Origin of the sequence: Streptomyces sp. NBC_00433, assembly GCA_036015235.1 — a bacterium.
GTDB lineage: Bacteria > Actinomycetota > Actinomycetes > Streptomycetales > Streptomycetaceae > Actinacidiphila.
This window is the reverse complement of the sequence record CP107926.1, coordinates 5,693,018-5,717,845: the sequence shown is the minus strand read 5'-3', so window position 1 is coordinate 5,717,845 and position 24,828 is coordinate 5,693,018. Positions and strand designations below refer to the sequence as shown.

At 72.8% G+C, this 24,828-nt stretch carries 24 protein-coding genes; 6 read left to right on the top strand and 18 right to left on the bottom strand.

The window, feature by feature from the left end; all coding sequences use genetic code 11:
- Positions 1-2 precede the first annotated feature (2 nt).
- From OG900_24455 to OG900_24445, 3 genes are all read right to left on the bottom strand, one after another.
- Entirely contained in the window at positions 3-2,036 is a 2,034-nt protein-coding gene (locus OG900_24455) for a flotillin family protein (protein WUH92951.1), read from the bottom strand.
- 9 nt (positions 2,037-2,045) lie between these two features.
- The gene (locus tag OG900_24450) at positions 2,046-2,789 is read right to left on the bottom strand and encodes a hypothetical protein (protein ID WUH92950.1); all 744 of its coding nucleotides are present in this window, start codon (positions 2,787-2,789) and stop codon (positions 2,046-2,048) included.
- Positions 2,790-3,023: 234 nt separating this feature from the next.
- On the bottom strand, positions 3,024-3,575 hold the full coding sequence (locus OG900_24445) for a YceI family protein (GenBank protein ID WUH92949.1): 552 nt from the start codon (positions 3,573-3,575) through the stop codon (positions 3,024-3,026).
- A gap of 103 nt (positions 3,576-3,678) precedes the next feature.
- On the opposite strand from OG900_24445, the gene OG900_24440 reads away from it, so the two are divergent.
- On the top strand, positions 3,679-4,188 hold the full coding sequence (locus OG900_24440; GenBank protein WUH92948.1) for a MarR family transcriptional regulator: 510 nt from the start codon (positions 3,679-3,681) through the stop codon (positions 4,186-4,188).
- A 4-nt stretch (positions 4,189-4,192) separates the two neighbouring features.
- Here OG900_24440 and OG900_24435 read toward each other — a convergent pair whose 3' ends face one another.
- The 6 genes from OG900_24435 to OG900_24410 all read right to left on the bottom strand — a co-directional run bounded on the left by OG900_24435 (position 4,193) and on the right by OG900_24410 (position 9,991).
- A complete protein-coding gene (locus OG900_24435) occupies positions 4,193-5,323 on the bottom strand; it encodes a helix-turn-helix domain-containing protein (GenBank protein ID WUH95902.1) in 1,131 nt (376 codons plus the stop codon).
- A gap of 214 nt (positions 5,324-5,537) precedes the next feature.
- Complete coding sequence (gene tatA / locus OG900_24430; protein WUH92947.1) at positions 5,538-5,822, bottom strand: Sec-independent protein translocase subunit TatA; 285 nt, start codon at positions 5,820-5,822, stop codon at positions 5,538-5,540.
- Positions 5,823-5,985: 163 nt separating this feature from the next.
- Positions 5,986-6,849, bottom strand: a complete 864-nt coding sequence (locus OG900_24425; GenBank protein WUH92946.1) for a hypothetical protein — start codon at positions 6,847-6,849, stop codon at positions 5,986-5,988.
- Between the two features lie 91 nt (positions 6,850-6,940).
- Entirely contained in the window at positions 6,941-7,450 is a 510-nt protein-coding gene (locus OG900_24420; GenBank protein WUH92945.1) for a SigE family RNA polymerase sigma factor, read from the bottom strand.
- A gap of 302 nt (positions 7,451-7,752) precedes the next feature.
- Complete coding sequence (locus OG900_24415) at positions 7,753-9,372, bottom strand: MFS transporter (GenBank protein ID WUH95901.1); 1,620 nt, start codon at positions 9,370-9,372, stop codon at positions 7,753-7,755.
- A gap of 112 nt (positions 9,373-9,484) precedes the next feature.
- On the bottom strand, positions 9,485-9,991 hold the full coding sequence (locus OG900_24410; GenBank protein WUH92944.1) for a MarR family transcriptional regulator: 507 nt from the start codon (positions 9,989-9,991) through the stop codon (positions 9,485-9,487).
- Between the two features lie 48 nt (positions 9,992-10,039).
- On the opposite strand from OG900_24410, the gene OG900_24405 reads away from it, so the two are divergent.
- Positions 10,040-10,804, top strand: a complete 765-nt coding sequence (locus tag OG900_24405; GenBank protein WUH92943.1) for a dienelactone hydrolase family protein — start codon at positions 10,040-10,042, stop codon at positions 10,802-10,804.
- A 270-nt stretch (positions 10,805-11,074) separates the two neighbouring features.
- Complete coding sequence (locus OG900_24400; protein ID WUH92942.1) at positions 11,075-11,341, top strand: DUF6295 family protein; 267 nt, start codon at positions 11,075-11,077, stop codon at positions 11,339-11,341.
- Between the two features lie 312 nt (positions 11,342-11,653).
- Here the strand turns inward: OG900_24400 and OG900_24395 are convergent, their stop codons facing one another.
- Positions 11,654-12,124 carry an SPW repeat protein gene (locus tag OG900_24395; protein ID WUH92941.1) on the bottom strand — a complete coding sequence of 157 codons (471 nt, stop codon included), beginning with the start codon at positions 12,122-12,124 and terminating at the stop codon, positions 11,654-11,656.
- Between the two features lie 260 nt (positions 12,125-12,384).
- Here OG900_24395 and OG900_24390 point away from each other — a divergent pair, with 260 nt between their 5' ends.
- Positions 12,385-13,491 carry a DUF4037 domain-containing protein gene (locus OG900_24390; protein WUH92940.1) on the top strand — a complete coding sequence of 369 codons (1,107 nt, stop codon included), beginning with the start codon at positions 12,385-12,387 and terminating at the stop codon, positions 13,489-13,491.
- On the opposite strand, the gene OG900_24385 is transcribed toward OG900_24390, so the two are convergent.
- The 3 genes from OG900_24385 to OG900_24375 form a co-directional block, all read right to left on the bottom strand.
- Positions 13,432-14,262 (bottom strand): alpha-L-glutamate ligase, encoded by an 831-nt coding sequence (locus OG900_24385; protein ID WUH92939.1) that lies wholly within the window; start codon positions 14,260-14,262, stop codon positions 13,432-13,434. The genes OG900_24390 and OG900_24385 overlap by 60 nt on opposite strands.
- Positions 14,259-15,170, bottom strand: a complete 912-nt coding sequence (locus tag OG900_24380) for a hypothetical protein (protein ID WUH92938.1) — start codon at positions 15,168-15,170, stop codon at positions 14,259-14,261. The genes OG900_24385 and OG900_24380 overlap by 4 nt, the downstream gene beginning before the upstream one ends.
- A 197-nt stretch (positions 15,171-15,367) precedes the next feature.
- Complete coding sequence (locus OG900_24375; GenBank protein WUH92937.1) at positions 15,368-16,306, bottom strand: SDR family NAD(P)-dependent oxidoreductase; 939 nt, start codon at positions 16,304-16,306, stop codon at positions 15,368-15,370.
- Between the two features lie 119 nt (positions 16,307-16,425).
- Here OG900_24375 and OG900_24370 point away from each other — a divergent pair, with 119 nt between their 5' ends.
- Complete coding sequence (locus OG900_24370; protein WUH92936.1) at positions 16,426-17,037, top strand: TetR family transcriptional regulator; 612 nt, start codon at positions 16,426-16,428, stop codon at positions 17,035-17,037.
- Positions 17,038-17,130: 93 nt separating this feature from the next.
- Here the strand turns inward: OG900_24370 and OG900_24365 are convergent, their stop codons facing one another.
- The 5 genes from OG900_24365 to OG900_24345 form a co-directional block, all read right to left on the bottom strand.
- On the bottom strand, positions 17,131-19,818 hold the full coding sequence (locus OG900_24365) for a tetratricopeptide repeat protein (protein WUH92935.1): 2,688 nt from the start codon (positions 19,816-19,818) through the stop codon (positions 17,131-17,133).
- 23 nt (positions 19,819-19,841) lie between these two features.
- On the bottom strand, positions 19,842-20,363 hold the full coding sequence (locus tag OG900_24360; protein ID WUH92934.1) for a hypothetical protein: 522 nt from the start codon (positions 20,361-20,363) through the stop codon (positions 19,842-19,844).
- A 460-nt stretch (positions 20,364-20,823) separates the two neighbouring features.
- On the bottom strand, positions 20,824-20,973 hold the full coding sequence (locus OG900_24355; GenBank protein WUH92933.1) for a helix-turn-helix domain-containing protein: 150 nt from the start codon (positions 20,971-20,973) through the stop codon (positions 20,824-20,826).
- 27 nt (positions 20,974-21,000) lie between these two features.
- Positions 21,001-21,927, bottom strand: coding sequence for an RNA polymerase sigma factor SigJ (gene sigJ / locus OG900_24350; protein WUH92932.1), 927 nt, complete (start codon positions 21,925-21,927; stop codon positions 21,001-21,003).
- A gap of 55 nt (positions 21,928-21,982) precedes the next feature.
- Positions 21,983-22,954 carry an NAD(P)-dependent oxidoreductase gene (locus OG900_24345; protein WUH92931.1) on the bottom strand — a complete coding sequence of 324 codons (972 nt, stop codon included), beginning with the start codon at positions 22,952-22,954 and terminating at the stop codon, positions 21,983-21,985.
- Between the two features lie 512 nt (positions 22,955-23,466).
- Here OG900_24345 and OG900_24340 point away from each other — a divergent pair.
- Positions 23,467-24,762, top strand: a complete 1,296-nt coding sequence (locus tag OG900_24340; GenBank protein ID WUH92930.1) for an extracellular solute-binding protein — start codon at positions 23,467-23,469, stop codon at positions 24,760-24,762.
- Positions 24,763-24,828: the final 66 nt, after the last annotated feature.

The following is a 24,828-nucleotide window of genomic DNA, read 5'->3' as shown; positions in this document are numbered from 1 at the left end:
GCTCACTTCTTCGCGATGCCGTTGGCCTGCGCGGCCGCCAACGGAGCCTTCTGGTCCTGGAGCCCGCCGAGCAGGGCGGCCAGCACGGTCGCCGCGTTGCCGTTGCCGCCGTTGCCCGCGGCCAGGGCGCTCAGGACCTTCGTCGCGTCCTCGGTGAAGCGGCCGGAGCCGTCGAGCCAGTCGGCGCCCAGCGCCCGTACCGTCTCCGAGCTGCCGACGAAGGAGTCGACGCTGCGGCCCGCCGCGACCGCGCCCAGCAGCCGGTCGAAGAAGACGGTGTCGCCGCCGACGATCTGGATGTCGGCCTTCTCCAGACCGGTGGCCAGCACGGTGGCCTGCGCCTCGGCGATCTGCCGCTGCGTCTCCAGGCCCGCGAGGCGTACGTCCTTCTCCGCCGCCAGCCGCAGGCGGTATTCCTCGTGGCCGCGCGAGGCGTCGTCCAGCGCCGCCATCGCGGCCGCCTTCTCGGTCAGGCCCGCCGCCTCCGCCTTCAACCGCCCGCCGATCAGGGCGGATTCGGCAGCCGCCTGCGCGGTGGTGCCCTCGGCCTGCGCCAGCGCCTTGGCCCTGACGCCCTCGGCCTCGGCCCTGAGGCGCGCGGCCGTCGCGTCGGCCTCGGCGATGCCCACCTTGCTGATCGCCTCGGCGCTGCGCTCGCGCACCTCGACCTCGGCGAGGCCTGCCGCGGCGGCCTCGGCACGCAGCCCCTCGGCCAGCCGGATCTTGGCCACGGCGTCCAGCTCGGACGCGGCCTTGCGGGCCTCGGCCATGGTCAGCGTCTCGCGCGCCTTGTGCTGCGCGGCCTGCTCGGCCGCCTCCGCCGCCTTGATGTCCTTGACCAACTGCTCCTGCGCCTGCGCCTCCGCGGTGATCACCAGCGCCTGGCGCTCCCGCTCGGCCTCCTGGACCATGCGCAGCGCCTTGATGGACTCCTCCTGCTCGGCGACCGTGCGGTCGACCGCGATGCGCTCGCGGACGACGTCGGCGACCTCGCGGCGCTCGCCCTCGACCTCCTTCTCCTTGGAGATCCTGGCCAGCTCCGTCTCCCGCTCGCGCGCGATGACTTCGAGCACCCGGTCCTTCTCGATGCGCTCGTTCTCCACCGCGATGACCCGCTCGCGGTTCTTCTGCGCCACCGCGATCTCCCTGGCCTGGTTCTCGCGCTGCACGCCGAGTTGCTCCTCGGTGCGCAGGAAGGCGCCCTGGGCGCCGAGGCGTTCCTCCTCCTGGACCCGGGCGGTGACCGCCTCCTCCTTGGCCCGCAGCGTCTCGACCTCGCGGCGCTGCTTGATCTCGGCCTCGGCCTGGCGGCGTTCCAGCTCCAGGATGGTCTCGCGGGCGTCGACGTTCTGCCGGGTGATCTCCTTCTGCTCGGTGCGCTGGAATTCGTTGGTGCGCACGTGCTCGATGGCGGTCAGCTCGGTGATCTTCCTGATGCCCTGCGCGTCCAGGATGTTGGCCGGGTCCAGCTGGGTCAGCGGGGTCTGCTCCAGGAAGTCGATCGCACAGTCCTCCAGGTGGTAGCCGTTGAGGTCGGTGCCGATGACCTGGATGATCTGGTCGCGGAAGTGCTCGCGGTGGGTGTAGAGGTCCACGAAGTCCAGCTGCTTGCCGACCGTCTTGAGCGCCTCGGAGAATTTCGCGCTGAAGAGCGCCTGCAGCGTGGCCTGGTGGCTGGCCCGCTCGGTGCCGATCGCCTGCGCGACCTTCACCACGTCCTCCTTGGTCTTGTTGACCCGGACGAAGAAGGTGAGGTGGATGTCGGCGCGGATGTTGTCCTGGCAGATCAGGCCCTCGCGGCCGGTCCGCTGGATCTCGATGGTCTTGACCGAGATGTCCATCAGCTCGGCATTGTGCAGCACCGGCAGGACGACGGACCCGGTGAAGGTGACGTCCACCTGCCGGGTGCGGGAGATGATCAGCGCCTGGCCCTGCTCGACCTTGCGGAAGAGCCGGCTGACGGTGAAGAGCACTCCGAGTGCGATGAGCGCGAGAACGGCGACGAGCACACCGATCCCGATGGCAGTGGCATCCATGGCGGATCCTCAGGTGGTGAAGGTGTCGAAGGCGGTGACGGTCCCGAAGGCGTCGAAAGGCGCGACCCAGAAGAACTCGCCGTCCGGGTCGTAGGCGTAGAGCAGCGCGCTGCCGCCGGATCTGAAGGCGTCCTCGCCGGTCTGCCGCACCTGCACCACGGCGGTGGAGCCGTCGGGCGCGGCGACCTCGGCCTGGCCGAAGCGGGCGGTGACGCTGCCGGTGCGGATGACGCACACCTGCCCGACGAAGTCCTCCCGGGAGGGCGGCCTGACGTCGGGGAAGAGGCGGCGCAGCGGGCGTACCAGCAGCCAGGTGCCGGACCAGGCGCCGACCAGCGCGGCGGCGGTCACGGCGAGCGCGATCAGGAAGCGGACGGGGCCGCCGGCGTGCGTGCCGCGCAGGGCGGCGGAGCCGGCGAGCGTGATGAACCAGGACAGGGCCACGAGCAGCGACAGGACGACGGTGACGGGCACTCCGCCGAGGCCGGCGGCGGCCAGCGCACCGGCCTCGCCGCCGTGGCCGTCGGGCCGGCCGGCCCCCTCGCCGACCAGCCGGTCATGGCGCCCCCCGTGGACGCCATGACCGCTGTGCCCCCCCGCTCCCCCATGTCCGCCGGTGGCGCCGTGGTGCCAGGGCCCGTGCGCGTCGGCTCCGCCGGCCAGCACGACGGCCCAGAAGGCGACCACGGCCACCAGTCCCCCGGTGAACAGCACGGTCGGAAAGCCGAGGACGACATCGGTGAACTGCCCCATTCCCCGTTCGCCTCCCCCTGCCGGCTCTTCGACCGCCGCAGCGATCGTGGCAGCACGGGGGCGGGCCGGGCATTGCCGCATTCCGGCAGACTTCTTGCGCCGATCGTGTCCGGGTCATACGGGAACCGAAACGGCCCCGGCCGCCGTCCGCGTGCTGACGCGGAGGGCGGCCGGGGCCGTACCGGCATGCGGGGGGCCTGGCCGGGGTGGTGCGGGGGTGGGGCTCGGCGGAGGTCAGTCCTGCGCGAGGCCCGCCTCGATCTCCAGCGCGATCTTGATCTTGTCGCTGACCGCGGCACCCGCGGCGCCGCCGGTGACACCGAAGTCGCCGCGGCTGATCTCGGTGGCGGCCGAGAAGCCGGCCACCGCGTTGCCGTCGAAGCCCTTGCCGAAGCCGTTCAGCTCCAGCTGGAGGGTGACGGGCTTGGTCACGCCGTGCAGGGTCAGCTCACCGTCGACCTCGAACAGCTCGGAGGTCTGCGGGCGGACGCCGGTCGAGGTGAAGGTCATCTCCGGGAAGTTCTCGACGTCCAGGAAGTCCGCGCTGCGGACGTGGGCGTCCCGCGTCTCGTTGTTGGTGTTCACCGACGCGGTCTTGACCACCGCGGTGACGGAGGAGTCCAGCGGGTCCTCGCCCGTGACGATGCTGCCCTCGAAGGTCGCGAACTGACCGCGGACCTTGGAAACGCCGAGGTGACGGACGTAGAAGGACACGTCGGAGTGCACGGTGTCGATCGTCCACTTGCCGGCGACGTAGCCGTCGATCACTGCGGTCTGCGCGCTCATGCGGTTGCTCCTTGCACTGGACCATCAAAGGGGGGTGGTGATTGAAAGCTCATTCACCATATCCCGATGGTGTTGAGAGTTCAACCACCGGTATGATGAAGGTATGGATGATGTGCGCTGGCTGAGTGCCGAGGAACAGGAGATATGGCGGGCCTACCTGTCCGCCAGTGTCGCCTTCTCCGCACACATAGACCGGCAGATGCGGCAGGACTCCGGCATGCCGATGGCCTACTACGAGATCCTGGTCCGCCTCTCGGAGGCCCCGCACCGGCGCCTCCGCATGAGTGAACTCGCCGATGCCTCGCTCTCTTCCCGCAGCCGCCTCTCGCACGCGGTCACCGCCCTGGAACGCAACGGCTGGGTCGAGCGGCGCCCCGCCGACGGCGACCGCCGCGGATGGGTCTGCTCGCTGACCGAGTCCGGTCACGCCGCCCTCGCCGCCGCCGCCCCCGGGCACGTCACGACCGTACGTGAACACATGTTCGACGTGCTCACCCCGGAGCAGCTCGCGTCGCTGCGGGACATCGGGCGCGCGATCAGCGCCGGGCTGCGTACGGAGTGCGACGCCGCCAAGGCCGAGGACGACGGCCAGGGCGACGCCTGCGACCCCTGACCGCCTACGGCCGGGCGGCGGGCGGCCAGCCGAGGAGGCGGGCGCCCAGCGCGGCGGTCTCCAGGGTGTAGCGCTGGAGCGGGTCGTCCGGGTCGAAGCCGGTGAGGGCGGCTATCCGCTCCAGCCGGTAGGACAAGGCGCGCACGCTCAGGTCGAGGCGGCGCGCGGCCTCCGCGTTGACATAGCCCGCCGCCCCGTAGGCCGCGATGGTCTCCAGCAGCGGCCCGGCCCCGCCCCGCGCCGCCTCCAGCGGGCCGAGGACCGACTGGACCAGGTCGGACATCGCGGCCCGGTCGCGCATCAGGACCGGGAAGACCAGCAGGTCCGCAGCGCTCAGGACACGGCCCTCCAGGCCGAGCCGCTCGGCGAGGTCGAGCGCGCTGAGCGCCTCCTCGTAGGAGCGCACGACCCCCACCGCCCCGCTGTGCGGGCGGCTGACCGCGACCCGGGCGCCGTCGGGCGCGGACGCCAGCTTCACGAACGCGTCGAGCACATGCCGCTGCCCGGTGGGCGCGACGCACACCAGCCGCCCGTCCTTCGGCGCGACCAGCGCGTCGTGGTCGCCGAAGCGGCCGACGAGTTCGCGCTCGACCCGCCGCAGCAGCGGGTGCGCCTGGTCGTACGGCTCCCCCGGCGGCGGCGCGGCGACCGCGACGGTGTGGCGCTCGGCGAGCCGCAGCCCGAAACCCTCGGCCTGTTCCGCGATACGCCCCGGGTCGCTGCGGCCGTAGAGCAGGTCGTCGACGAAGGCGCGGCGGGCCGCCTCGGCCCTGCGCACCGCGTGCCGCTGGGCCCGCGAGTGGCCCTCGGCGAGCGCGCCGACCCCCGCTTCGAGCGCGGCCAGTACGGCGGCGCCGGCCTTGCGCAGCTCGGCGGTGTCGTGGGCGCCGGCCACACCCGGCAGCGCGGGCCAGGCGCGGCGGGCGGCGGCGAGGTGGCCCACGGTGAGTTCGCGCAGGCCGATCCCGGCGTCCGCGGCCTGCTCGCCGAGCGCCCTGCGGCTCTCGCGCTCCGCGCGGGTCAGCGTCCGGCAACTGCGCGAGACGTCGGCGAGCGTCTCGGTGAAGCCGGCCAGGAATTCCGCCGGCACCGCGCCCGCGTGCGCACCTCCGCCCCCGTGCGTACCGCTGTGCATGCCCGTGCCCGTGCCCGTAACGGCCGTCACCGCAACCCCACCCCTGACCGGCTTCCACAACCCGGACGCCGAGAACCTACCAACACTGCCGGATCCCGGAAAAGGCGGCCCGGATCCCGCCGCCGGCCCCGGCGCAAGCCCCTGGCAGCACAAAGCCCCGGACGGGTCCCGATGGGTCCCGTCCGGGGCTCGCCGCCTTGCCGGCGGGTGCGCGCTACTTCACCGTGGTCGTGGCCTGCGGCGCCGGGGCGGCCTCGTTGGCCGCCACCACGTCAGTGGGGGTGATGGCCTCCGGCGCCGGGGTCGGCGTGGACGCCGGGGCGGCACTCGCCGTGGCGCCCGGGTCGTCGCTCTTCATCGCCTTGGCCTCGGACTTCAGGATGCGCATCGACTTGCCCAGGCCGCGGGCGGCCTCGGGGAGCTTCTTCGAACCGAAGAGCACGATGACGACGATCGCCACCACGATCAGGTGCCACGGCTCCAGCCCGTTTCGCAACATGGGATCCTCGCTTCACTCAGGGGGCGTGCTTCGTACGTCTTGCGCCTCGACTTCGCATTGTCACCCGAAAGCCGCCGCAGACGGCACCCGGGTACTCAAAGCATGCGCAAAAAGCGCGTGAACGGGAAGACCCCCCAGGTCTGGCGCCGTCCGACCCGATGTGTCAGCCGTTCGCCGCGGTGTCCGCCTTGGACTGCGGGGCCTTCCCGCCGTCCGCCGACGCGCCGGGCGCGTCGTCCTTGCCCCCGCCGAGGTCGTCCGACGCGGGAAGCCCGGCCAGCACCGGCTTCCACTTGCCGCTGGTGACCACCGCGGTCATCTGGGCGAGGCTCAGCGGCGGGGTCGGCCGCGAGACGGGGGAGCCCTTCTCCTGCCGCGAATTCCACTGGCTCAGCTGGATCTGGGCGCCGTTCGGTGTGACGAACGTCGCCACCCACTCCTTCACGTCGGTGCGGCGGTCCGGGTACTCGTAGCCCTTGAAGAGCGTCAGCGAGCCGCCGTGCACATGGGTGAGGGAGCACCACGTGCCCGAGGGCGCGGGGTGCGGGCAGTTGTCGACGGGGTTGGCCTGGCGCTGGAGGTCGACCTCGACCAGGCCGGGGCCGGGGCCGTTGTCGAAGACGGCCGTCGCGAGCGCGTCCGGGACCGGCCGGTCCTGCGGACCGTAACCCGTCAGTTCGGTGACCTTCCCGACGGGCAGCAGGCCGGCGAAGATCCGGGCGACCTGCGTGCCGGTCACCACGGGGGCCGCCGCGTCGACCGACCGCACGGGCTTCGGCCGCTCGGGCGCCGCGGCCACACCGCTGCTGTGGCCCCCGCCCTGCGCGAGCCCGCCGGCCAGCACCCCGCCGACCGCGACCGCCGCGAAGGCGGCGGCGCCCGCCACGACGGTGACCGTACGCCGGCGGCGCAGCCGGCGGCCTCGCTGGTGACCCCCGCCCACCAGGGCGTGCGGGTCGTCGGGCTGGAAGGTGTCGGCGGTGGAGCGCAGCGCGTCGCCGAGCTCGTCCTCGAATTCCACGGGCATGGGGGTGTCCTCACGGGGGTGGTGGTACGTCAGTGGGGCGGTTCGGTGGGGCGGTTCGGTGGGCAGTTCAGCGGGCCGTTCAGCGGGCCGTTCAGCGGGCGACGAGATCGGCGAGTTCTCCGCCGAGTTCGTCCCGCAGCCGGCCAAGCGCGCGGACGCACCGGGTGCGTATCGCGCCGGGGGTCGCGTCCAGGGCGGCGGCCGTCTCCTCGATGCTGCGGTCCTCCCAGTAGCGCAGCACCAGCACGGCCCGGTCCTTCGGGGCGAGCCGGGCGAGCGCGTCCAGCAGGGTGATGCGCAAGGTCGCGTCCCCGCCGGGCGGCGACGGCCGGTCGGGCGGCTCGGCGATCGGGCGCTCCGTACTGCTGCGGCGCCGCTGGTGCGTCAGGAAGGCCCGCACCAGCACGGTTTGCGCGTACGCGGCCGGATTTCCCACCTTGGACGTCCGCGCCCAGACCAGGTACATCCGGCCCAGGGTCTCCTGGACCAGGTCCTCCGCCAGGTGCGTGTCGCCGCTGGTGAGCAGGCAGGCAGACCGGTATAACGGGCCCGTTCTGGCCCGCGCGAACTCCAGATACGCCTGGGTTTGCACATGACGCACGCCTGCGGCTCCCTTCGGGTTCGACCTCCACCTTCTTGACGCGCCGGCGCGCCTTCTTCGTTACGGCCTCGCCCCGACCACTGCGTGCGGCCTGGGCGCCTGGGTGATTGCCACTCGCGGTGGCGTTGCTCGCCTGCGGCCTCGTCGTGGCTGGTCGCGCAGTTCCCCGCGCCCCTGAAAAACGCTCACCCTCCAGGAGCCGACGCTGGGCGTAGGAGGACGCAGGCCAAAAGGGGCGCGGGGAACTGCGCGCTCAACCGCGACGGAGCCGCGGTCGACCGACAGGTGCGGGGGGCAACCGCTTAGTCGTCTTGTGCGGACCGCGGACGCGCCCCTCCGCGCAGGAGCGAGGCGGTGGCCGCCAGCAGACCCATCACGGTCGCCGTCGCGAAGACGATCAGCAGGCCGTGGTGGAAGGGCCCCGAAATCAGGTTCGGGAAGAACGACTTGCCCGTCAGCACCTCCCGGTTGTGCGCGGGCAGCGTGTCGAGGACCCCGCTGGGCCCGAGCAGCGTCTGGACCGGGTTGATGCCGAGGAAGGCGGAGAAGACCGTCGAGACGGGCGGCAGCGAGGCCGCGTGCTCGGCGGTGGCGGCCGGCACGCCCTGCGCCTGCAGCCCCGAGGAGAGCGCCGCGGGCAACCGGTTCGCCAGCCCGATGATCAGCAGCGAGAAGAAGATGCCGATCGACAGCGACATCCCGCTGTTCTGGAAGGTGGACCGCATCCCGGACGCGGCCCCCCGGTGGGTGACCGGGACGCTGCTCATGATCGCCGAGGTGTTCGGCGCGGCGAACATCCCCGAGCCCATCCCGTTGCACATGATGAGCAGCGCGAACGCCCAGTAGGGGAAGACGATCGGCAGCAGCAGCAGCCCGACGAAGCTGGCCGAGAAGAGCAGCAGGCCGCCGGTGGTGAAGAAGCGCACCCCGTAGCGGTCGGACAGCCAGCCGCACAGCGGTCCCGAGATGAGGAAGCCGGCGGTCAGCGGCAGCAGGAAGATGCCCGCCCACAGCGGCGCGTCGGCGAAGTCGTAGCCGTGCAGGGGCAGCCAGATGCCCTGGAGCCAGATGATCAGCATGAACTGCAGCCCGCCGCGTGCCACGGACGCGAGCAGGGAGGCGGCGTTGCCGGCCGCGAAGGCCCGGTTGCGGAAGAGCGAGAGGTGGAACATCGGCTCGGGCACCCGGGACTCGATGACGCAGAAGACCGCCAGCAGCACCACGCCGCCGATCAGGCCGGACAGCACCTTGGGGCTGGTCCAGCCCATCGTGTGGCCGGCGTAGGGCTGGATGCCGTAGGTGATGGAGATCAGCAGCGCGCCCAGGCCGCAGGCGAAGGTGAGGTTGCCCCACCAGTCGATGCGGGACTTCTGCCGGGCCGAGGTCTCGCGCAGCGAGCGGTAGGCCCAGATCGTGCCGAGGATGCCGACCGGCAGGTTGACCCAGAAGACCGCCCGCCAGTCCCACGCGGACAGCAGCCCGCCCAGCACCAGGCCGATGAAGGTCCCGCTCAGCGCCGATATCTGGTTGATGCCGAGCGCCGTGCCGCGCTGGTGCGCGGGGAAGGCGTCGGTGATGATCGCGGCGGAGTTCGCCATCAGCATGGAGCCGCCGAGCGCCTGCACCACCCGCCAGGCGATCAGCCACATCGCCCCGGAGCCGCCGAGGAAGGGGTCGAAGGACAGCGCGACGGAGGCGAGCGTGAAGACGACGAAGCCGAGGTTGTACATCCGCACCCGGCCCATGATGTCGCCGAGCCGCCCGAGGGTGACCACCAGCACCGCGGTGACCAGCAGATACCCCATGATCATCCACAGCAGGTAGCTGATGTTTCCGGCCGCGAAGGGGTCCAGGTGGATGCCGCGGAAGATCGCCGGCATGGAGATGATCACGATGGACGAGTCCACCGTGGCCATGAACATCCCCAGGCTGGTGTTGGACAGCGCCACCCACTTGTAGCGGTCCGGGGGCTCGACCGCCGTGGCGCCGCCGCCCGGAGCGTCGCCGTCCGGGGCGAGCCGTATGTCCGCGGGCTCAGACACGTCGGGTGATCCTCTCCAGCAGCGGGAGAGCGGCCGCGAGTACGGCCTGCTCATCGGGTGTCAACTCGTCGGCGATGGCCTGCGTCAGCCGCCGCCCCTTCTTCTGCCGGGCGCCGCGCAGGCCCTCGCGCCCGGCCGCCGACAACGATACGACGATGCGCCGGCCGTCCACCGGGTCCGGGTCGCGGACGATGAGGCCGCGCTCGTAGAGCACGGCCAGGATCGCGGCCATGGACTGCGGGCGTACGCCCTCGCCGGCCGCCAACTCCGAGCCCGTCGCGGGCCCTTCGCGGTCGAGCCGCACCAGGGCGGAGGTCTGGGAGAGCGTCAGCTCGTCGTCGGGCCTGAACTGCCGCAGCCGTCTGACCAGGGGTCCGATCGCCGCGCGCAGGTCGGCCGCGATGCGGGCCGGGCCGCTGTCGGCGGGTGGCGCGTCCGCCGGATCCTTGTCCGGGTCCGGCTCCCCGTGCTGCTCCGGGTCTGTGCTGCTGGCAGCCATGTATTCAGTATAAACTGATCAGTCCAGCCTTATGGTATAGCTGGCGCCATGACTCAATACCCGGATACGTCCCCCGGCTCACTCTTCGCGACGACCCTCTCCGTCGCCGGGCACGACGGCGACCAGATCGAGGCGTATCTCGCCCGTCCCGCCGGCGACGCCCCCCGCGGCGGCGTCGTGGTCATCCACCACATGCCCGGATACGACCGTGAGACCAAGGAGATGGTGCGGCACTTCGCGGAGCTGGGCTACGACGCGATCTGCCCCAACCTCTACAGCCGTGAGGCCCCCGGCGCGGACCCCGCCGACGCCAGCGCCGTGGCCCGCTCCCGCGGCGGCGTCCCCGACGACCGCCTGGTCGGCGATGTCGCCGGCGCCGCCGCGTATCTGCGGGCGCTGCCCGCCGCCAACGGCAAGGTCGGCGTCATCGGCCACTGCTCCGGCGGCCGCCAGTCCGTCCTGGCCGCCTGCCGCCTCGACCTCGACGCCGCCGTCGACTGCTACGGCGCCTTCGTCGTGGGCGAGGTGCCGCCGGGCCTCGACCTCCGCGTCACCAACCTGCTCGCCGACCTGCCCGGCCTCTCCGCCCCCCTGCTCGGCCTCTTCGGCGCCGAGGACCAGCACCCCGGCCCCGAGCAGGTGGCCGAACTCGGCCGCATCCTCACCGAGCAGGGCAACGACTTCGAATTCCACAGCTACGAGGACGCCGGCCACGGCTTCTTCGCGGTCAACCGTCCCGGCTACCGCGTCGCTGCCGCGGTCGACGGCTGGGAGCGGATCGCGACGTTCTTCGCGAAGCACCTGGAGGGCTGACGCCCGAGCTTCCGTAGTGGCCGGCCGAGGAACGAGGCCGTCCGCGCAGGAAGCGAGCAGGAAGACCGACCCCAAAAAATGAGGGCTGACGCCCGAGCTTCCGTAGTGGCCGGCCGAGGAACGAGGCCGTCCGCGCAGGAAGCGAGCAGGAAGACCGACCCCAAAAGATGAGGGCTGACGCCCGAGCTTCCGTAGTGGCCGGCCGAGGAACGAGGCCGTCCGCGCAGGAAGCGAGCAGGAAGACCGACCCCAAGAGATGAGGGCTGAAGGTTGTGCACGTACACGACGGTCAAGGACGCCGTTGACGGGAGCGCGAAGGGTCCGGGGGGTTCGTGGTTCCACGTCTCCGACGTGACCGTCTACTTCGACCACCCCGTTCACGCGATGGCCGAACACACCCTGAACATCGACTTCGCCGATCCCAGCCGGGGGCCTGCGGCCCGCGTGGCTGTCGAACTCACCGCCGAGTCCGCGCAGCGGCTCGTCGCCGCCGTCCAGGCCGCCCTGGCGGCCGTCCCGGCCGAGATGCGCGTCTGACGGTCCCCCCACGCCGGGGCCCCCAGGGGCGCGGGGAACTGCGCGACCAGCCGTCGACAAGCTGCACGTCGCCACCGTGCGAAAGGGGCTGTTGCTGTCGCATCCGGACCACCGGCCGGTGGGGGGCTGAGCGCGCAGTTCCCCGCGCCCCTGGGGGGCGCCCCCCTGCGCAAGGGAACCCCCCGTCCCCAGGGAAAGCGGACCCCCAGCACGGGGGAAAAGGGAACCCCCACGTGGGGAAAATGCGGTGCGGGCGGCAAGTTGCCGTCCGCACCGTGGTGCATCCGCAGGGTGTACGACTCGCGCTCTGCCTCAGTGCGCGTGCCGCCTGCCGCCCATGAACCCGAGGCCCATGGTGGCCAGCCCAAGCGCAATAGCCACACCACCGACAATCGCGTTGTTGACGATCGTGTGCGTGATGGCGGCGTTGGGTCCGGCGATCGCCCAGGGCGCCAGGATCGTCCACACGCCGATCGCGATGGCGCACCAGCCGAGCCCGACTGTCCGTTCCAGCACCGAGCCGAAGCCCATCGCCAGGACGGCCAGCGCGATGCCCGTGATCAGATTGCTGACCCGCAGGTTGGTGAAGTTCGTGAAGCCGACCACCCAGGGCGAGATCGCCAGGTAGAGACCGGTCAGCAGGCAGAGGCCCTCGATCAGCCCCGAGATCGGCTTCGCAGACGCCTCGGCGTAACGGCCCCGGAGGGCCATAAGGTCCGGGTGGCTCTCTATCCCGGATGTCGAGCGGCCCTGCGATGTCGAGTGAGTCGAATCGGTGGCCATTCCAGCCACCTCCTTCGCAGTGTGAGCACTGTGCAGTGTTGTCGTTCTACCGACGGATGTCCTCCGGGTCTCCCGCCCGGAAGTGCTGCATCCTTACTCAGCGTAAATCCGTAGGGAGCCCCGCGGCCACTTATACGGGCCTTAACTTTGTACTGATTTGTCCGGGCCGCTCCAGGGCCGCGATCCGGCGGCTTGCACGGCGGGCACGGCCGGCACGAAATAGCTGGGCGCCAGGCGCCCGGGGCGCGGAGAGTAGGGCCATGACGACCTCCGGCGGACCGTTCGTTTCCGGCCTCGACCTGGCCAGGGCTCTGTACGAGGAAGGCGTCCGGCCGGTCCTGCGGGACGTGGCGCCGGGTGTGCCCCATGCCGCCGCCCGGGTGGGGGCCGGCTCCGAGGTGCTGGGGTTCGACACCGCCCGGTCGGCGGACCACGACTGGGGTCCGCGTCTCGACCTCTTCCTGCGGGCGGAGGACCACCAGCGGCTGGCGCGGGGCATCGGCCTGGCGCTGGCGGAGCGGCTGCCCAAGCAGGTCAGGGGGTGGCCGACGCATTTTCGGGCGGGCGGTGGTCCGCTGGACCCGGTGGGGCACATGGAGGTGACCGACGGGCCGGTCGACCACCGGGTGCGGGTCCACACCGTGGACACGTGGGCGGCCGAGCGGCTCGGACCGAAGGGCGCCGAGCCGGGCGCCCGCGACTGGCTGGCCGTGCCGCAGCAGCGCCTCGCCGAGGTCACCGGGGGTGCCGTCTTCCATGACGGGCTCGGCACGCTCACCGGCCTGCGGCGGCGGCTGGCCTGGTATCCGGACCAGGTGTGGCGCTATCTGCTGGCCTGCCAGTGGCAGCGGTTGTCGCAGGAGGAGGCGTTCGTCGGGCGGTGCGCGGAGGTCGGGGACGACCTCGGCTCCGCGGTGGTCGCCGCCCGCCTGGCGCGGGACGTGATGCGCCTGTGCCTGCTGCTCGAACGCCGCTACGCCCCCTACGGCAAGTGGCTCGGGAGTGCCTTCGCCCGGCTGGACGCGGCCCGGACGGTCGGGCCCGCGCTGCGTGGGGCGCTGGCGGCGACGGACGCCGAGGTCAGGGAGGCGTGCCTGTGCGACGCCTACGAGGCGGTGGCCGCCCAGCAGAACGCGTCCGGGCTCGCCGCCTGGGTGGACCCGACGCGGCGCCCCTACCACTCACGCCCCTACCTCGTGCTGCATGCGGAGCGCTTCGCGCAGGCGCTGGCCCATACCGTCACCGACCCGGAGCTGCGGGCCCTGCCGCTGGTGGGCGGGGTGGACCAGTGGGCGGACAACACCGACCTACTCGGGCAGCCGCGCGCGATCCGGGCTGCCGTGGACGCCGTCGGCGAGGGCCCCTAGCACCAGCTCGGCCAGGGCTTCCGGGGCGCCCGGCTGGTCGCGGACGCCGGGGAAGGCGTTGATGTCGACGATCAGCGGGCGGCCGGCGCCCGTGTCGATCACGTCGACGCCGTAGACCTGGAGGCCGAAGACCTGGCCGACGCGGCGGACCAGGGCGGGCCAGGCCGGTGGGAGGTCGGTGAGGGGGACGGGGCCGCCGCCCGGGGCGGCGGGGGCGATCTCGGAGCGACGCAGGGCCGCGAAGACCTGCGGGCCGATGGCCCACAGCTTGTGGTCCCAGCCGGGGTTCGGGACGAAGTCCTGGACGACGAAGGGCTCATACGGCGCCGAGTCCGCGAAGTCCCTTATCCGCGCGGCACCTTCGAGCCGTACGACGATGTCCCCCTTCCTGCTGTGCCGGCTCTTGACGACCACGGCACCGGCCGGGGGCGACGCGGCGAGGTCGGCGGCGGAGGCGTAGCCGCGGGTCGGCGCGAAGGGCAGTCCGGCCCGCAGCGCGTCCTCCGCCATCGCCGTACGGTCCTGGCACCGCTCCGTCGCGGCGGCCGAGTTGACCACCAGGGCGCCGGCCGCCTCCGCCGCACGGGCGAGGGCGAGAGCGCGGGGGGTGCGGGCCTTGAGCAGGTAGACGTCGGCGGGGTCGGCCGGGGCCGGGGCGGTGACCGGGTCGAGCACCTCGACCCGGTGGCCGGCACCCGGGGCGGTGAGCAGCGCGGTGGCCGCGGCCAGCAGGGGATGGCCGGGGTCCGGCGTGATGAGGCCGATCCTCACAGCGGGTCGCCGGCCGCGACCGCCATGGCACCCGCCGTCGCCCGCAGCCCGGCACCGGGCGCTTTCGCGGGCCCTGCCGCCCCGACCACGCTCGGCCGCTCCCCTGCCGCCAGTGCCAGGACGGCGCTGGCGACGCGGGACGCCGCGTCCGGGACCTGGCGGAAGCTCGGGAAGTCGTTGACGTCCACGACGACGGGGCCGTCCGGGCCGAGGAGCACGTCGAGGCCGTAGAGGTCGAGCCCGTAGACGGCGCCGACCTGCGCGGCGATCGCGGCGACCTCGCGCGGCAGCGGCATCCGGCGTTCGCGGTGCGGGTGGTCGGGGTGCAGCGGCGAGCGGCGCTCGGTGGCGTAGAAGTCGTCGCCGACGCAGTAGACCTTGATGTCGACGCCCGCGTTGGGCACATACGGCTGTGCGATGAGGAGGCCTTCGCCGCGCAGCGCCGGGACCAGTGCGGGCAGCCGGTCGGGCGCGGCCAGCAGGTGCACCGCACGGCCCGAGCTGCCGTCGGCGGGCTTGACCACCAGCGGGTAGTCGGACTCGGGTATCTCGGCGAGGAGTTCGGGCCGGGCGGCCGCGTATGTCGTGGGCATGGGCAGGCCGCGGCTGCGGCCGATCGCCGCGGCGAGCGCTTTGTCGCGGACCCCGCGGATCGAGCGGGCGTCGTTGACGGTGGTCATCCCGGCCGAGGCGGCGGCCTCCAGCAGGGTGAGTCCGGGGCCGCCGGAGACGGTCTTGAGCACCCAGGCGTCATGGCTGCCGGCCCTGACCACCTCGGTCATGCGGTGCAGCGATCCCCCCGGCCTCAGCACGTCCACGTGGTGGCCCCAGGCGTGGAGTCGGCGGATCACCTCGACCGGCATCCCGTCGTAACGGTAGTTCTCCTCCACGAGGAAGCAGAGCTTCATGCGACCTTCCCCCCAACCCCCCTGTCCGTTCGCCGGTCGCGGCCGGCGAAGCGTGAAGGTCACAGGATGCCACGCGTGTCAGGGACTTCCCACGCAGGTCCCAACTCCCCCTGGGACAACGGGCTTTGTCGCCGATATCCCGGTGGCCGACGCGGTGCCGCACCGCCGTGCGCGGGGAGTCGGAGCGCACCGCACCGTCACTGCGCATGGCCCAGCGGGTCGAGCTGCTCGGGCGTGGCGTCGTCCGCCGCGGTGGAGCGGCTGAGGTCGCTCCACCGCTCGTCCTCGGCCAGCAGCGCGCGGCCCGCGGCGGTGGCGTACGCATACGCGTCCGGGCCGACGAGCAGCCGCAGCGGCGGTTCGTCGAGCGCGACGACGTCGAGAACGAGGCGGGCGACCTTCGCCGGGTCGCTGGCCGCGGTCGACTCCGGGCTGTGCATGGCGGCCATCGCGCCGACCGTGCCCGCATACTCCGGGCGGATCGGGTCGACCCGCATCGAGGAGCCGGCCCAGTCGGTGCGCATGCCGCCCGGCTCCAGCACGGTCACCTTGACGCCCAGCGGGCCGACCTCGCGGGCCAGCACCGAGGAGAAGCCGCCGACGGCCCACTTCGCGGACTGGTAGGCCGACAGGCCCGGCGTCGCCATCCGCCCGCCGACCGAGGACACCTGCACGACATGCCCGGAGCCCTGCTCACGCATCACCGGCAGTGCGGCCTGGGTGAGCCGGACGACGCCGAGGAAGTTGGTGTCGACCTGCGTGCGGAAGTCGTCGAAGCCGACGTCCTCGACCGAGCCGATGTTGGCGTATCCGGCGTTGTTGACCAGCACGTCGAGCCGCCCGAAGCGGTCGACGGCAGTGCGCACCGCCGCGCGGGCGGCCTCGTCGTCGGTCACGTCGAGAGCGACGACCGCGAGCCGGTCGCCGTGCTCGGCGGCGAGGTCGTCCAGCGCGGTGGTGCCGCGCACGCCCGCGACGACCTCGTGCCCGGCCTCCAGCGCGGCCTTGACGATCTCCCTGCCGAGCCCGCGGGAGGCGCCGCTGACCAGGAAGACGGAGGGCGTGGCGGCCTCGGCGGCGGCTTTCGCGGTGGTCGGGTCGTTGGTCGGGTCGTTGGTCGAGTCATTGGCGGACATGGGGGGCTCCTTAGACGGGCAGGGTCCTTACTAACCGGTTGATTAGTAACTGTCTGTCTCCAGAGAACACCTCGACAGGGCAGATGTCAACTGTCTGGTTAGTTGATACGCTGGATGTCATGAACAGGGACGTCGCCGCCAGCAAGGCCATCGCCGTCGGCCGGGACGCGGAAGCCACCAGGCGCCGCCTGCTGGACGCGGCGACCCGCGAATTCGCCGCGTACGGCATCGCCGGCGGCAGGGTCGACCGCATCGCGGCCGAGGCCCGCAGCAACAAGGCGCAGATTTACCACTACTTCGGCAGCAAGGACGGCCTCTTCGACGCCGTCTTCGACGCGATGTGCCGCGAGACGGTCGACGCGGTCCCCATCGACCCGGACGACCTCCCCGAATACGCCGGCCGCCTCCACGACTCCTACGTCGAGCGCCCCTGGGTGCAGCGCCTCGCCACCTGGTACCGCCTGGAGCGGGCCGGCAGCGGCGCGCTGCTGCCCGTCGTGCTCGACAGCAACGCGGCCAAGGTGCGGGCCATAGCCGAGGCCCAGGAGGCGGGCAGGCTGCCCGCCCGCTTCCCGCCCGCCGTACTGCTGGGGCTGGTGCTGCACCTCTCGGGCTTCTGGAGCAGCAACGTGCCGGAGTACGACGCGGTGGTCTCCGACTGTTCCGCCGGGTCGGCGGCCGACCGCCGCGAGGTCGTCGTCGCCGCGGTGGCGGCGCTGCTGCACCCCTGACGACGCGCGGATGCCCCCGTGTCCCCCGGCACCGCGACCGGACCGCCGTCGTGGCCTAGCGCGCGGGCCGCCACGGAGGGTCCCCGTAGCGGGTCAGCGGGCGGGATCGACGTCCGCAGGGGCGCGGGTGCTGTCGGCGCGCTGCTCGGCGGCCTTGCTCTGCCAGTACGCGAGGGCCCCGCGAGTGATCACCGCCTCGGGGTGGTCGGGACCCGAGAGCGTCTCCCGGTAGGAGAGCAGCTCGGTGAGCGTGGCGACCGCGCCCGGGGCATCGCCCGCTATACCGCGGAACCAGGCGAGGTTGCGCCGGGCGAGGAGGCTGGACTGGTGGTAGGGGCCGAGGACGCGGGCCAGGTCCGCGATCACCGCCGCGAGGTCGATGACGGCGCCGACGGCGTCTCCGGCGTCGCCGCGGCATCTGCCGAGACTCACCCGGGCGATCAGCGTCAGCTCGTGGTCGGGGCCGAACACCCGGCTTCCCGAGGCGACCAGTTCGGCGAGCGCCACGACCGCGCTCACCGGGTCGTTCGCGGACGCGTGGGCGTTGGCCACCACTCTCAGCGTGTCGAGTGTCTGCGGGTGCTCCGGCCCCAGCACCCGGCGGCGGTCCGCCAGCAGGGAGACGTAGGACCGCAGGGCCCCCTCCGTGTCACCGGACTGCTGCTGGCACGAGGCCAGATGGCTGCGGGTGAAGAGCGTGGAGGGATGGTCGGGGCCGAGCAGCTGCTGCTGGTCGGCGAGCAGGCCGGGCAACTCCGATGCGGCGGCGTCCAGTTCACCCCGCTCGATGCTGAGATACGCCGCCCACTGGCGGCAGTCGAGCGTGACGGGGTGCTCGGGTCCGAGCGCCCGAAGGGCGTCGGCGAGCACCTCGGCCGCCAAGTCCCCTGCCTCGTCATGGTCGCCGCCGAGCAGACACGCGTGCGACACCAGCCGCCGCATCTCGAAGGTCCGCCGGTGGTCGGCGCCGGCGACCCGCTGCACATCGGCGAGCAGGGCGCGCGCGTCGGCCGTCGACTTCGTCCGGCCCACGTACAGGTGGTCCGCCAGCAGCACCACCCGGCTCACCAGGGTGTCGAGATGGTCGGGGCCGAGGACGCGCAGGCGATCGGCCAGCACATCCGCGAGAGCGGTCAGCGCGTCGGGCGCGGCGTTGGTCATCCTGCTGGCGAAGACCGCGAGGAGATGGCGGGTCACGAGCGTGTCGGGGCGGAGCCTGCCGAAGCGCTGCTGTGCCGCGAGCACCTCCGTCAACTCGCGTGTCGCGCCCTGGAGGTCGCCTCTCTCGCCGCGGCACCGCGCCGCGCAGGCACGGGCGTTCAGCACGTCGGGATGGTCGGGGCCGAGCAGGAGGGCGGCGTCGCCGGCCAGATCGCGGAAGTAGCCCTCGGACTTGTCGAGATGCCCCCATTCCGCACTGCTGAGACCGACGCGGAGGGCCACCGGGTGGATGCCGTCGCACAGCAGGACCTCGCCACGGAGGCCGTTCAGCAGCGCCTCGGTGTTGTCCCGGAGGCCGGCGGCGAGATCGGCGTCCTTCTCGACGTCCGGCCACGCGGCGGCCAGTGCGTCGGCCGCGCACCGCACCAGGTCGACCAGCAGGTCGTCCGGGAGCGCGGCCAGGACGTCGCCGCGTACGGTCGCGTCGACGAGCACCTCGGTGTGGGAGCGGAGGCTCTGGAGTTCGACCAGGCTCAGGTCGTACAGCACCCGCACCGCGCGGGTGACGTCCTCCGCGGTCACCGCAGCGTCGCCGCCGCCGTTGCGCTGCCGGGTGAGCAGCGCCAGCGCCGGCGCACTGGCCAGGACCTGCTGCGGGGTGCCCGACTCGGAGAGGACGGAGGCCAGTTGCAGGACGGGCGCCGCGAGGCCCGCGGGGTGCCTGCGGTTCGCGGCGTCGATCGTGAGCCGCAGCGGGGCGTGGGCGGCGGAGATGCCGGTGCTGCGGTCGTCCAGGCGCTGGATGTACGTCTCGACGTCGATGCCCTCCGCGGCGATGTGGCGGACGGCGAGGGCCAGCGACGCGGGCACGGCGCCGAGGCGGTCGGACAGCGCGGGCAGGGCGGCGAGGCTGGCGGGGCTCAACCGGTGGTGGTCGAGGGCGCGTTCCAGGTAGGCGATGGCCTCCTGGCGGCGGTAGGAGCGCACCTGGACGATCAGCGGGTCCACGGCCCGGTCGAAGTCGCGGCGGCTGCTGCTGACCAGCACCCGGCCGACTGGGCTGGCCGGGGGCCACAGTCCGTCGGAGAGGTCGGCGGGCTCGGTCACGCCGTCCAGCACGACCAGCCAGGGGCGCGGCTTCGTACCGCCTGCCGGGCGCAGCCAGTTGAGGAGTGTCTGGGCGCCTTCGGCCGGGTCGAAGGAGCGCCCGAGGATGTCCTGGGCCGCGCGGGCGTAGGCGGCGGTGATCGTCTCGCGGGTGGCGTCGGCGACCCACAGCAGCAGTTTCAACTCGCCGTGCTCCCAGGCGCTTTCCGCGTACTGGGCGGCGAGCTGGCTCTTCCCTGTACCGGTGGTGCCGGTGAGGATCAGCGGACGGCCGGGCTGCACGATCAGGGTCTTGGCCAGCTCGCGGTCCTGGAAGTGCGGCGCCAGGGCGGGGACGCGGCCGATGCGGTGGGGCAGCGGCACGGGAGTCAGCGCGGCGGCGGCCTGGTAGGTGAAGGTCTGGGTCCGGCCGACGGACACACCGCCGCTGCGGCTCTCGACGTGCAGGTCGCCGTCGGCACGCGGGGCGGGTGCGACGGGGGCGGCGGCCGGCGGCGGGGCCGGCTGGAGCACGGGGCTGTGGGACGCCGGATCGCTCAGCCCTGGGAGGCGTCCGGCGGGGTAGGGAGGTCCGGGCCCTCCGCGGCGACGGCGGGACCGGGCCGGCCGACGTGCACGTCTCCCCGTATGACGGCCGCGGCCACCGAACCGTCGCCGTCCGACGTGACGTTGAGGTCGCCGCCGACCGCCACGGCGCCGTGGTCGGCGCTCACCTGGCTCTGGGCGGCGGGGAGCCGGGCCAGCAGCTCGCGCAGACCCGAGGCGGCGCGGGCGCGCTCCGCGTCGTCTTCGAGGTCTTCGAGCAGGTCCATGATGCGGGTCTGCCAGATCGCCCGGTAGGCCGACCGCAGGGTCTCCGCCTGCGCGGGCTCCACCTCGGCCAATTCCGCGCCGGTCTGGTCGAGCCGTTGCAGCACCGCCGTCTCCCGGCGCTCGCTGCCGCGGCCGAACCAGCGGGCCAGCCCTGCCCGCAGGCCGGTCCAGGCGTCCGTGCCGGCTGCCGTGGCGACAGCGGCTCCCCCCGACGCCGCGAGTGCGGCGAGTGCTTCGTCCAGCATGAACACCCCTGTACGCGAAAGCCGTTGAGGAGACGGTAGCCCGTAGCGGGGGCGCTGTCCCCGGCATTGGCCCGGAGAGCGGGGACGGATCCGGCCGGGGGCTCAGACGGTGGTCCGCGGCGGGGCCGCGGGGCGTCCCGCCTTCTCCCCTTCGGTGAAGGTGTGGGTCCGCGCGTGGACGAACTTCTTGAGCGGGTCGTGGGAATACGTCCACGGGACGGCGCCCGCGTAGCCGCCGATCGCGCGGAACTGCTCCGCCGCCTCCGCGTAACGCCGGGTCCTGAAGGGCGCGTTGGCGAGCAGGTGGCGGACGGCGGGGGTCAGCGCGACACCGCCTGGCGCAACGCGAGCACCGAGGGCGGTTCGGACTCCACCGCGGGAGAACCCACGAACGTCGAGGGCTGGCCCACGAGGAACGACGGTTCGGTGTCCGACGTCCGCGCCAGGGCATTGACCGTGGTCAGCCTCGCGGAGGTCCCCGGCCCTGTTCCAGTTTCCGGACGACGTCGACCGACAGGCCTGCCTTGTCGGCCGGCGCCTCCTGGGACGGACGGCGCCGCAGTCGAAGCTCCGCGATACGGTCACCCGTTCGGGACTCGAATACGCCCACGTCCACCCCCGGTCAAGGACGGTGGCTCTACGGTACGCCGCCCGCGTGCGGAGCCCCCTGGTCACGACCGGGGGCCACGCGGGTGAGTTTGGCCGGGTTGAGGACGGCGAAGATGCCGTGGATCAGGCCGTCTTCGCGGATGTCGAGTGTGACGAGCTGGTGGCTGCCGTCGAGTCGGGTCCACGCCGCGGGTGAGCCGTCGTTCACCCTGACCAGGCGGGTCTCGCCCAGACCGTAGCGGGCGAGGAGGCCGGTCAGGAACGCCAGGACGGCCTCGCGGCCCTCGACCGGGCGCAGCGCGGCGCGGACCTTGCCGCCGCCGTCGTTCCAGACCACGACGTCCTCGCTCAACAGGTCGGTGAGGGCGGCCAGGTCGCCCTGCTGGGCCGCGGCGAGGAAGCGGCCCAGCAGTTCGCTGTGCGCGGCGGGGTCGGGGCGGAAGCGCTCGCGGTCGGCGGCGAGGTGGCGGCCGGCGCGGCTGTGCAACTGGCGGCAGTTCGCGGCTGTCACACCGACGATCGAGGCGATCTCGTCGTAGGGCAGCTCGAACGCCTCGCGCAGCACGAACACCGCCCGCTCCGGCGGGGTCAGCCGCTCCATGAGGTGGAGCGTCGCGTACGCGAGCGAGTCCCGCAGCTCGGCGGTCCCGGACGGTCCGAACGCGTCGGACGCGACCGGTTCGGGCAGCCACGGCCCGGTGTACGCCTCGCGGGTCACGCGCGCCGACCGCAGCTGGTCCAGGGCCAGGCGCGAGACGACGGTGACGAGGAAGGCGCGCGGCACGCGGATCCCGGTACGGTCCGCCGCGGCCCAGCGCACGTACGCCTCCTGCACCGCGTCCTCGGCGTCCCACATGCTGCCCAGGAGCCGGTAGGCGAGGCCCAGGAGCAGCGGCCGGTACTCCTCGAAGACGGCCTCGGAGGTCGCCGTGGCAGGCCGGGGCGTGGCGGTCATCGGCGGAACCTCCTTCGGTCCTCCCCACCCGGTGCGGGGCGCCCCGGCCTCCGCATCATGCCGCGGGACGCGAGCCCGGGGCACCCGCCCGGGTGACGGCGGCGTCCGCGACGGGCAGGCCGTCGCGCCACGAGGCGTATCCGGGGCGCCAGTTGAGGGCGAGGCAGGCCCTGGCATTGTCGGCGCCACGCAGCCGGTTCATGAAGGCGACGCCCCAGCCGCCGACGGCGAGCCGGGCCAGCGCGGCCGGAGCGCTCTTGGGCGCGGGTGCGCCGAGTCGGGCGGCGAAGTCCGGCAGCCACGTGTGCAGCGGGGCCGGTTCGTCGTCGACGACGTTGAGGACGCCGATTGCCACGCGGTCGAGTGCGGCGACGATCGCCGTGGCCGCGTCGTCGGCGTGCGTGAAGGAGAACACCGCATGGCCGCCGCCGACCAGGGGGACCTTGCCCGCCCGTACCTGCGCGGTGAAGGCGCCGTCGGCGGCATAGGCGGACCCCGGGCCGTACAGGTGCCCGAACCGCAGGACCGTGCCGCCCGCCGCGACGGTCCGCTCCTCCAGGGAGATCAGCGCGGCGAGCACCGGTGCGAACTGGCGGGGGGTCGCGTCGTGCCACAGCGGGGCGTCCTCGTTGGCGAGTCCGGCGCCCGGCTGGTAGCCGTACGCGAGTCCCTGGGCGACGATCCGCCGTACGCCCACCGCCCGCGCGGCCTCCAGCAGATTGCGGGTGCCTTCGGTGCGCAGCCGGTTGGTGGGCGCGAAGTCCCTGGCCAGACGGCGCGGGTTGATGTCGGCGGGGATGGCGGTGAGCAGGTTGACGACCGCGTCGGGCGCGGCCTGCCGCACGGCGGCGAGGAGTCGGGCGCGGTCGAGGGCGTCGGCGACGGCCACGTCCGCGCCGAGCGCTTCGAGCGCGCCGGTGCGCCGGGGGCTGCCGGCCAGGGCGACCACGTGATGGCCGACGGCGGTCAGCAAGGGGACGAGACGGCTGCCGATGACGCCGCTCGCTCCGGCGACGAGAACACGCATGATGACGGGCTCCTGAGTTCGTGGTGCGGCGGCCCTGCCGTGACCGGGTCGCGCGGTGACGGCATCAGGACGGGCGACCGTGCGATCCCGTGACAGCCGCGAGAAGTGATCCGGGTCACAGGGGTGGGCGAGGTGCGGTACGCAGCCGGGCCGGGCCGTCCGCAGCCGTTGCTTCGGGCCGTTCATCGGCGGCCGACGCGGGCCGTCACCGGACGGCCGCAGGGCGCGGGGATCCGCCCGACCGGGCCCCCACCCGGCCGGTGTTCCGGATACGGGCGTCCGCCCCGCCGACGCCGCCTGGCCGGCGGCCGACCCCGGAGTCGGGGCCGCTGACCTGGTGGTACGCGGCGCCCGCCCGACGGTTACGTGTCCGCACCGTTACCGGGCGACCGGTTGACGAAACGTCACTGCAATCCTACGGTCCTCCCAACGTAACTTTCGTAAACCTCACCGAACGGATCGGAGCCGCGCTCCTCGGCTCCCCGGAGGAGCGTGTGCCGACAGTGCCGAGAATGAAACGTTTCGCCACCCTGCGGACCGCCGCAGCGGTGGCCGCGGTCACCGCGCTCGCGCTGACGGCGTCCGCCTGCGGCAGCAAGGGCTCCGGGGCCGCCGGGTCCGGCACTCTGACGGTGTGGTCGCTGCAGAACGACACCCTCAACCCCGTGCAGCGCAATTCCGTCGCGTCCTACAACACCGCGCACCACGCGAAGGTCACGATGAAGACCTTCATCAACGACCCCTACAAGGCGAAGCTCCAGAGCGGACTCGGCGGCGCCGACGCCCCCGACGTCTTCCTCAACTGGGGCGGCGGCAACCTCGCCGAGTACGTCGAGGCCGGCAATGTCGCCGACCTCACCTCCCGGCTGGACTCCGGCTTCCAGAAGGAGTTCCTGCCCAGCGTGCTGGCCGGCGGCACCGTCGGCGGCAAGGTCTACGGCGTCCCGATGGAAGGCGTGCAGCCCGTCGCGCTCTTCTACAACAAGACCGTCTTCGCCTCCGCCGGCATCAAGGAACCCCCGGCCACCTGGGCCCAGTTGCTCGCCGACATCGACAGGCTCAAGGCCCGGCACATCACGCCGATCGCCCTGGCCGGCTCGCAGTCGTGGACCGAACTGATGTGGCTGGAATACCTGCTCGACCGGGTCGGCGGCCCCCAGGCCTTCGCCGCGATCGAGGCCGGCAAGGCCGGCGCGTGGGACAACCCGGCCGTCGCCACCGCGCTCTCCATGATCCGCGACCTGGTCGACCGCGGCGCCTTCGGCAAGAAGTACAGCACCCTCGGCCAGGACTCCGGCGGCGCCAACGCGCTGCTGTCCAGCGGCCGGGCCGGCATGGAACTCATGGGCTCCTGGGCCTACGCCGACCTCCTCACCACCGCCCCGGCCCTCGTCAAGGCCGGCAAGCTCGGCTGGACCACCTTCCCGACGGTGCCCGGCGGCAAGGGCGACCCCAAGAACGTGGTCGGCAACCCCTGCAACTACTTCTCCGTCACGCAGAAGTCAGCCGACAAGGCCGGTGCCGTCGACTTCATCGAGAGGACGGTGGCGCAGCCGTCGTACATCGCGGACCTGCTGTCCATCGGCCATGTGCCGGCCATCGCCGGTATCAAGGGCCAGTTGATGGGCGGGGTGAACCCCGAATACACCGGCTTCATCTACGGGATGGTCGCGGACGCGCCGACCTTCACGCAGTCCTGGGACCAGGCGCTGGCGCCGGACGTGTCGGCCAAGATGCTGACGGATCTGCAGAAGGTCTTCAACCGGCAGATGGCGCCGAAGCAGTTCGTCCAGGCCATGGCCTCGTAAGGGGCCGCCCCCTGCCGACGCCCTGGGCCGAATTCCCGGTTACGGGACCGGTCCCGAGCCGGACGC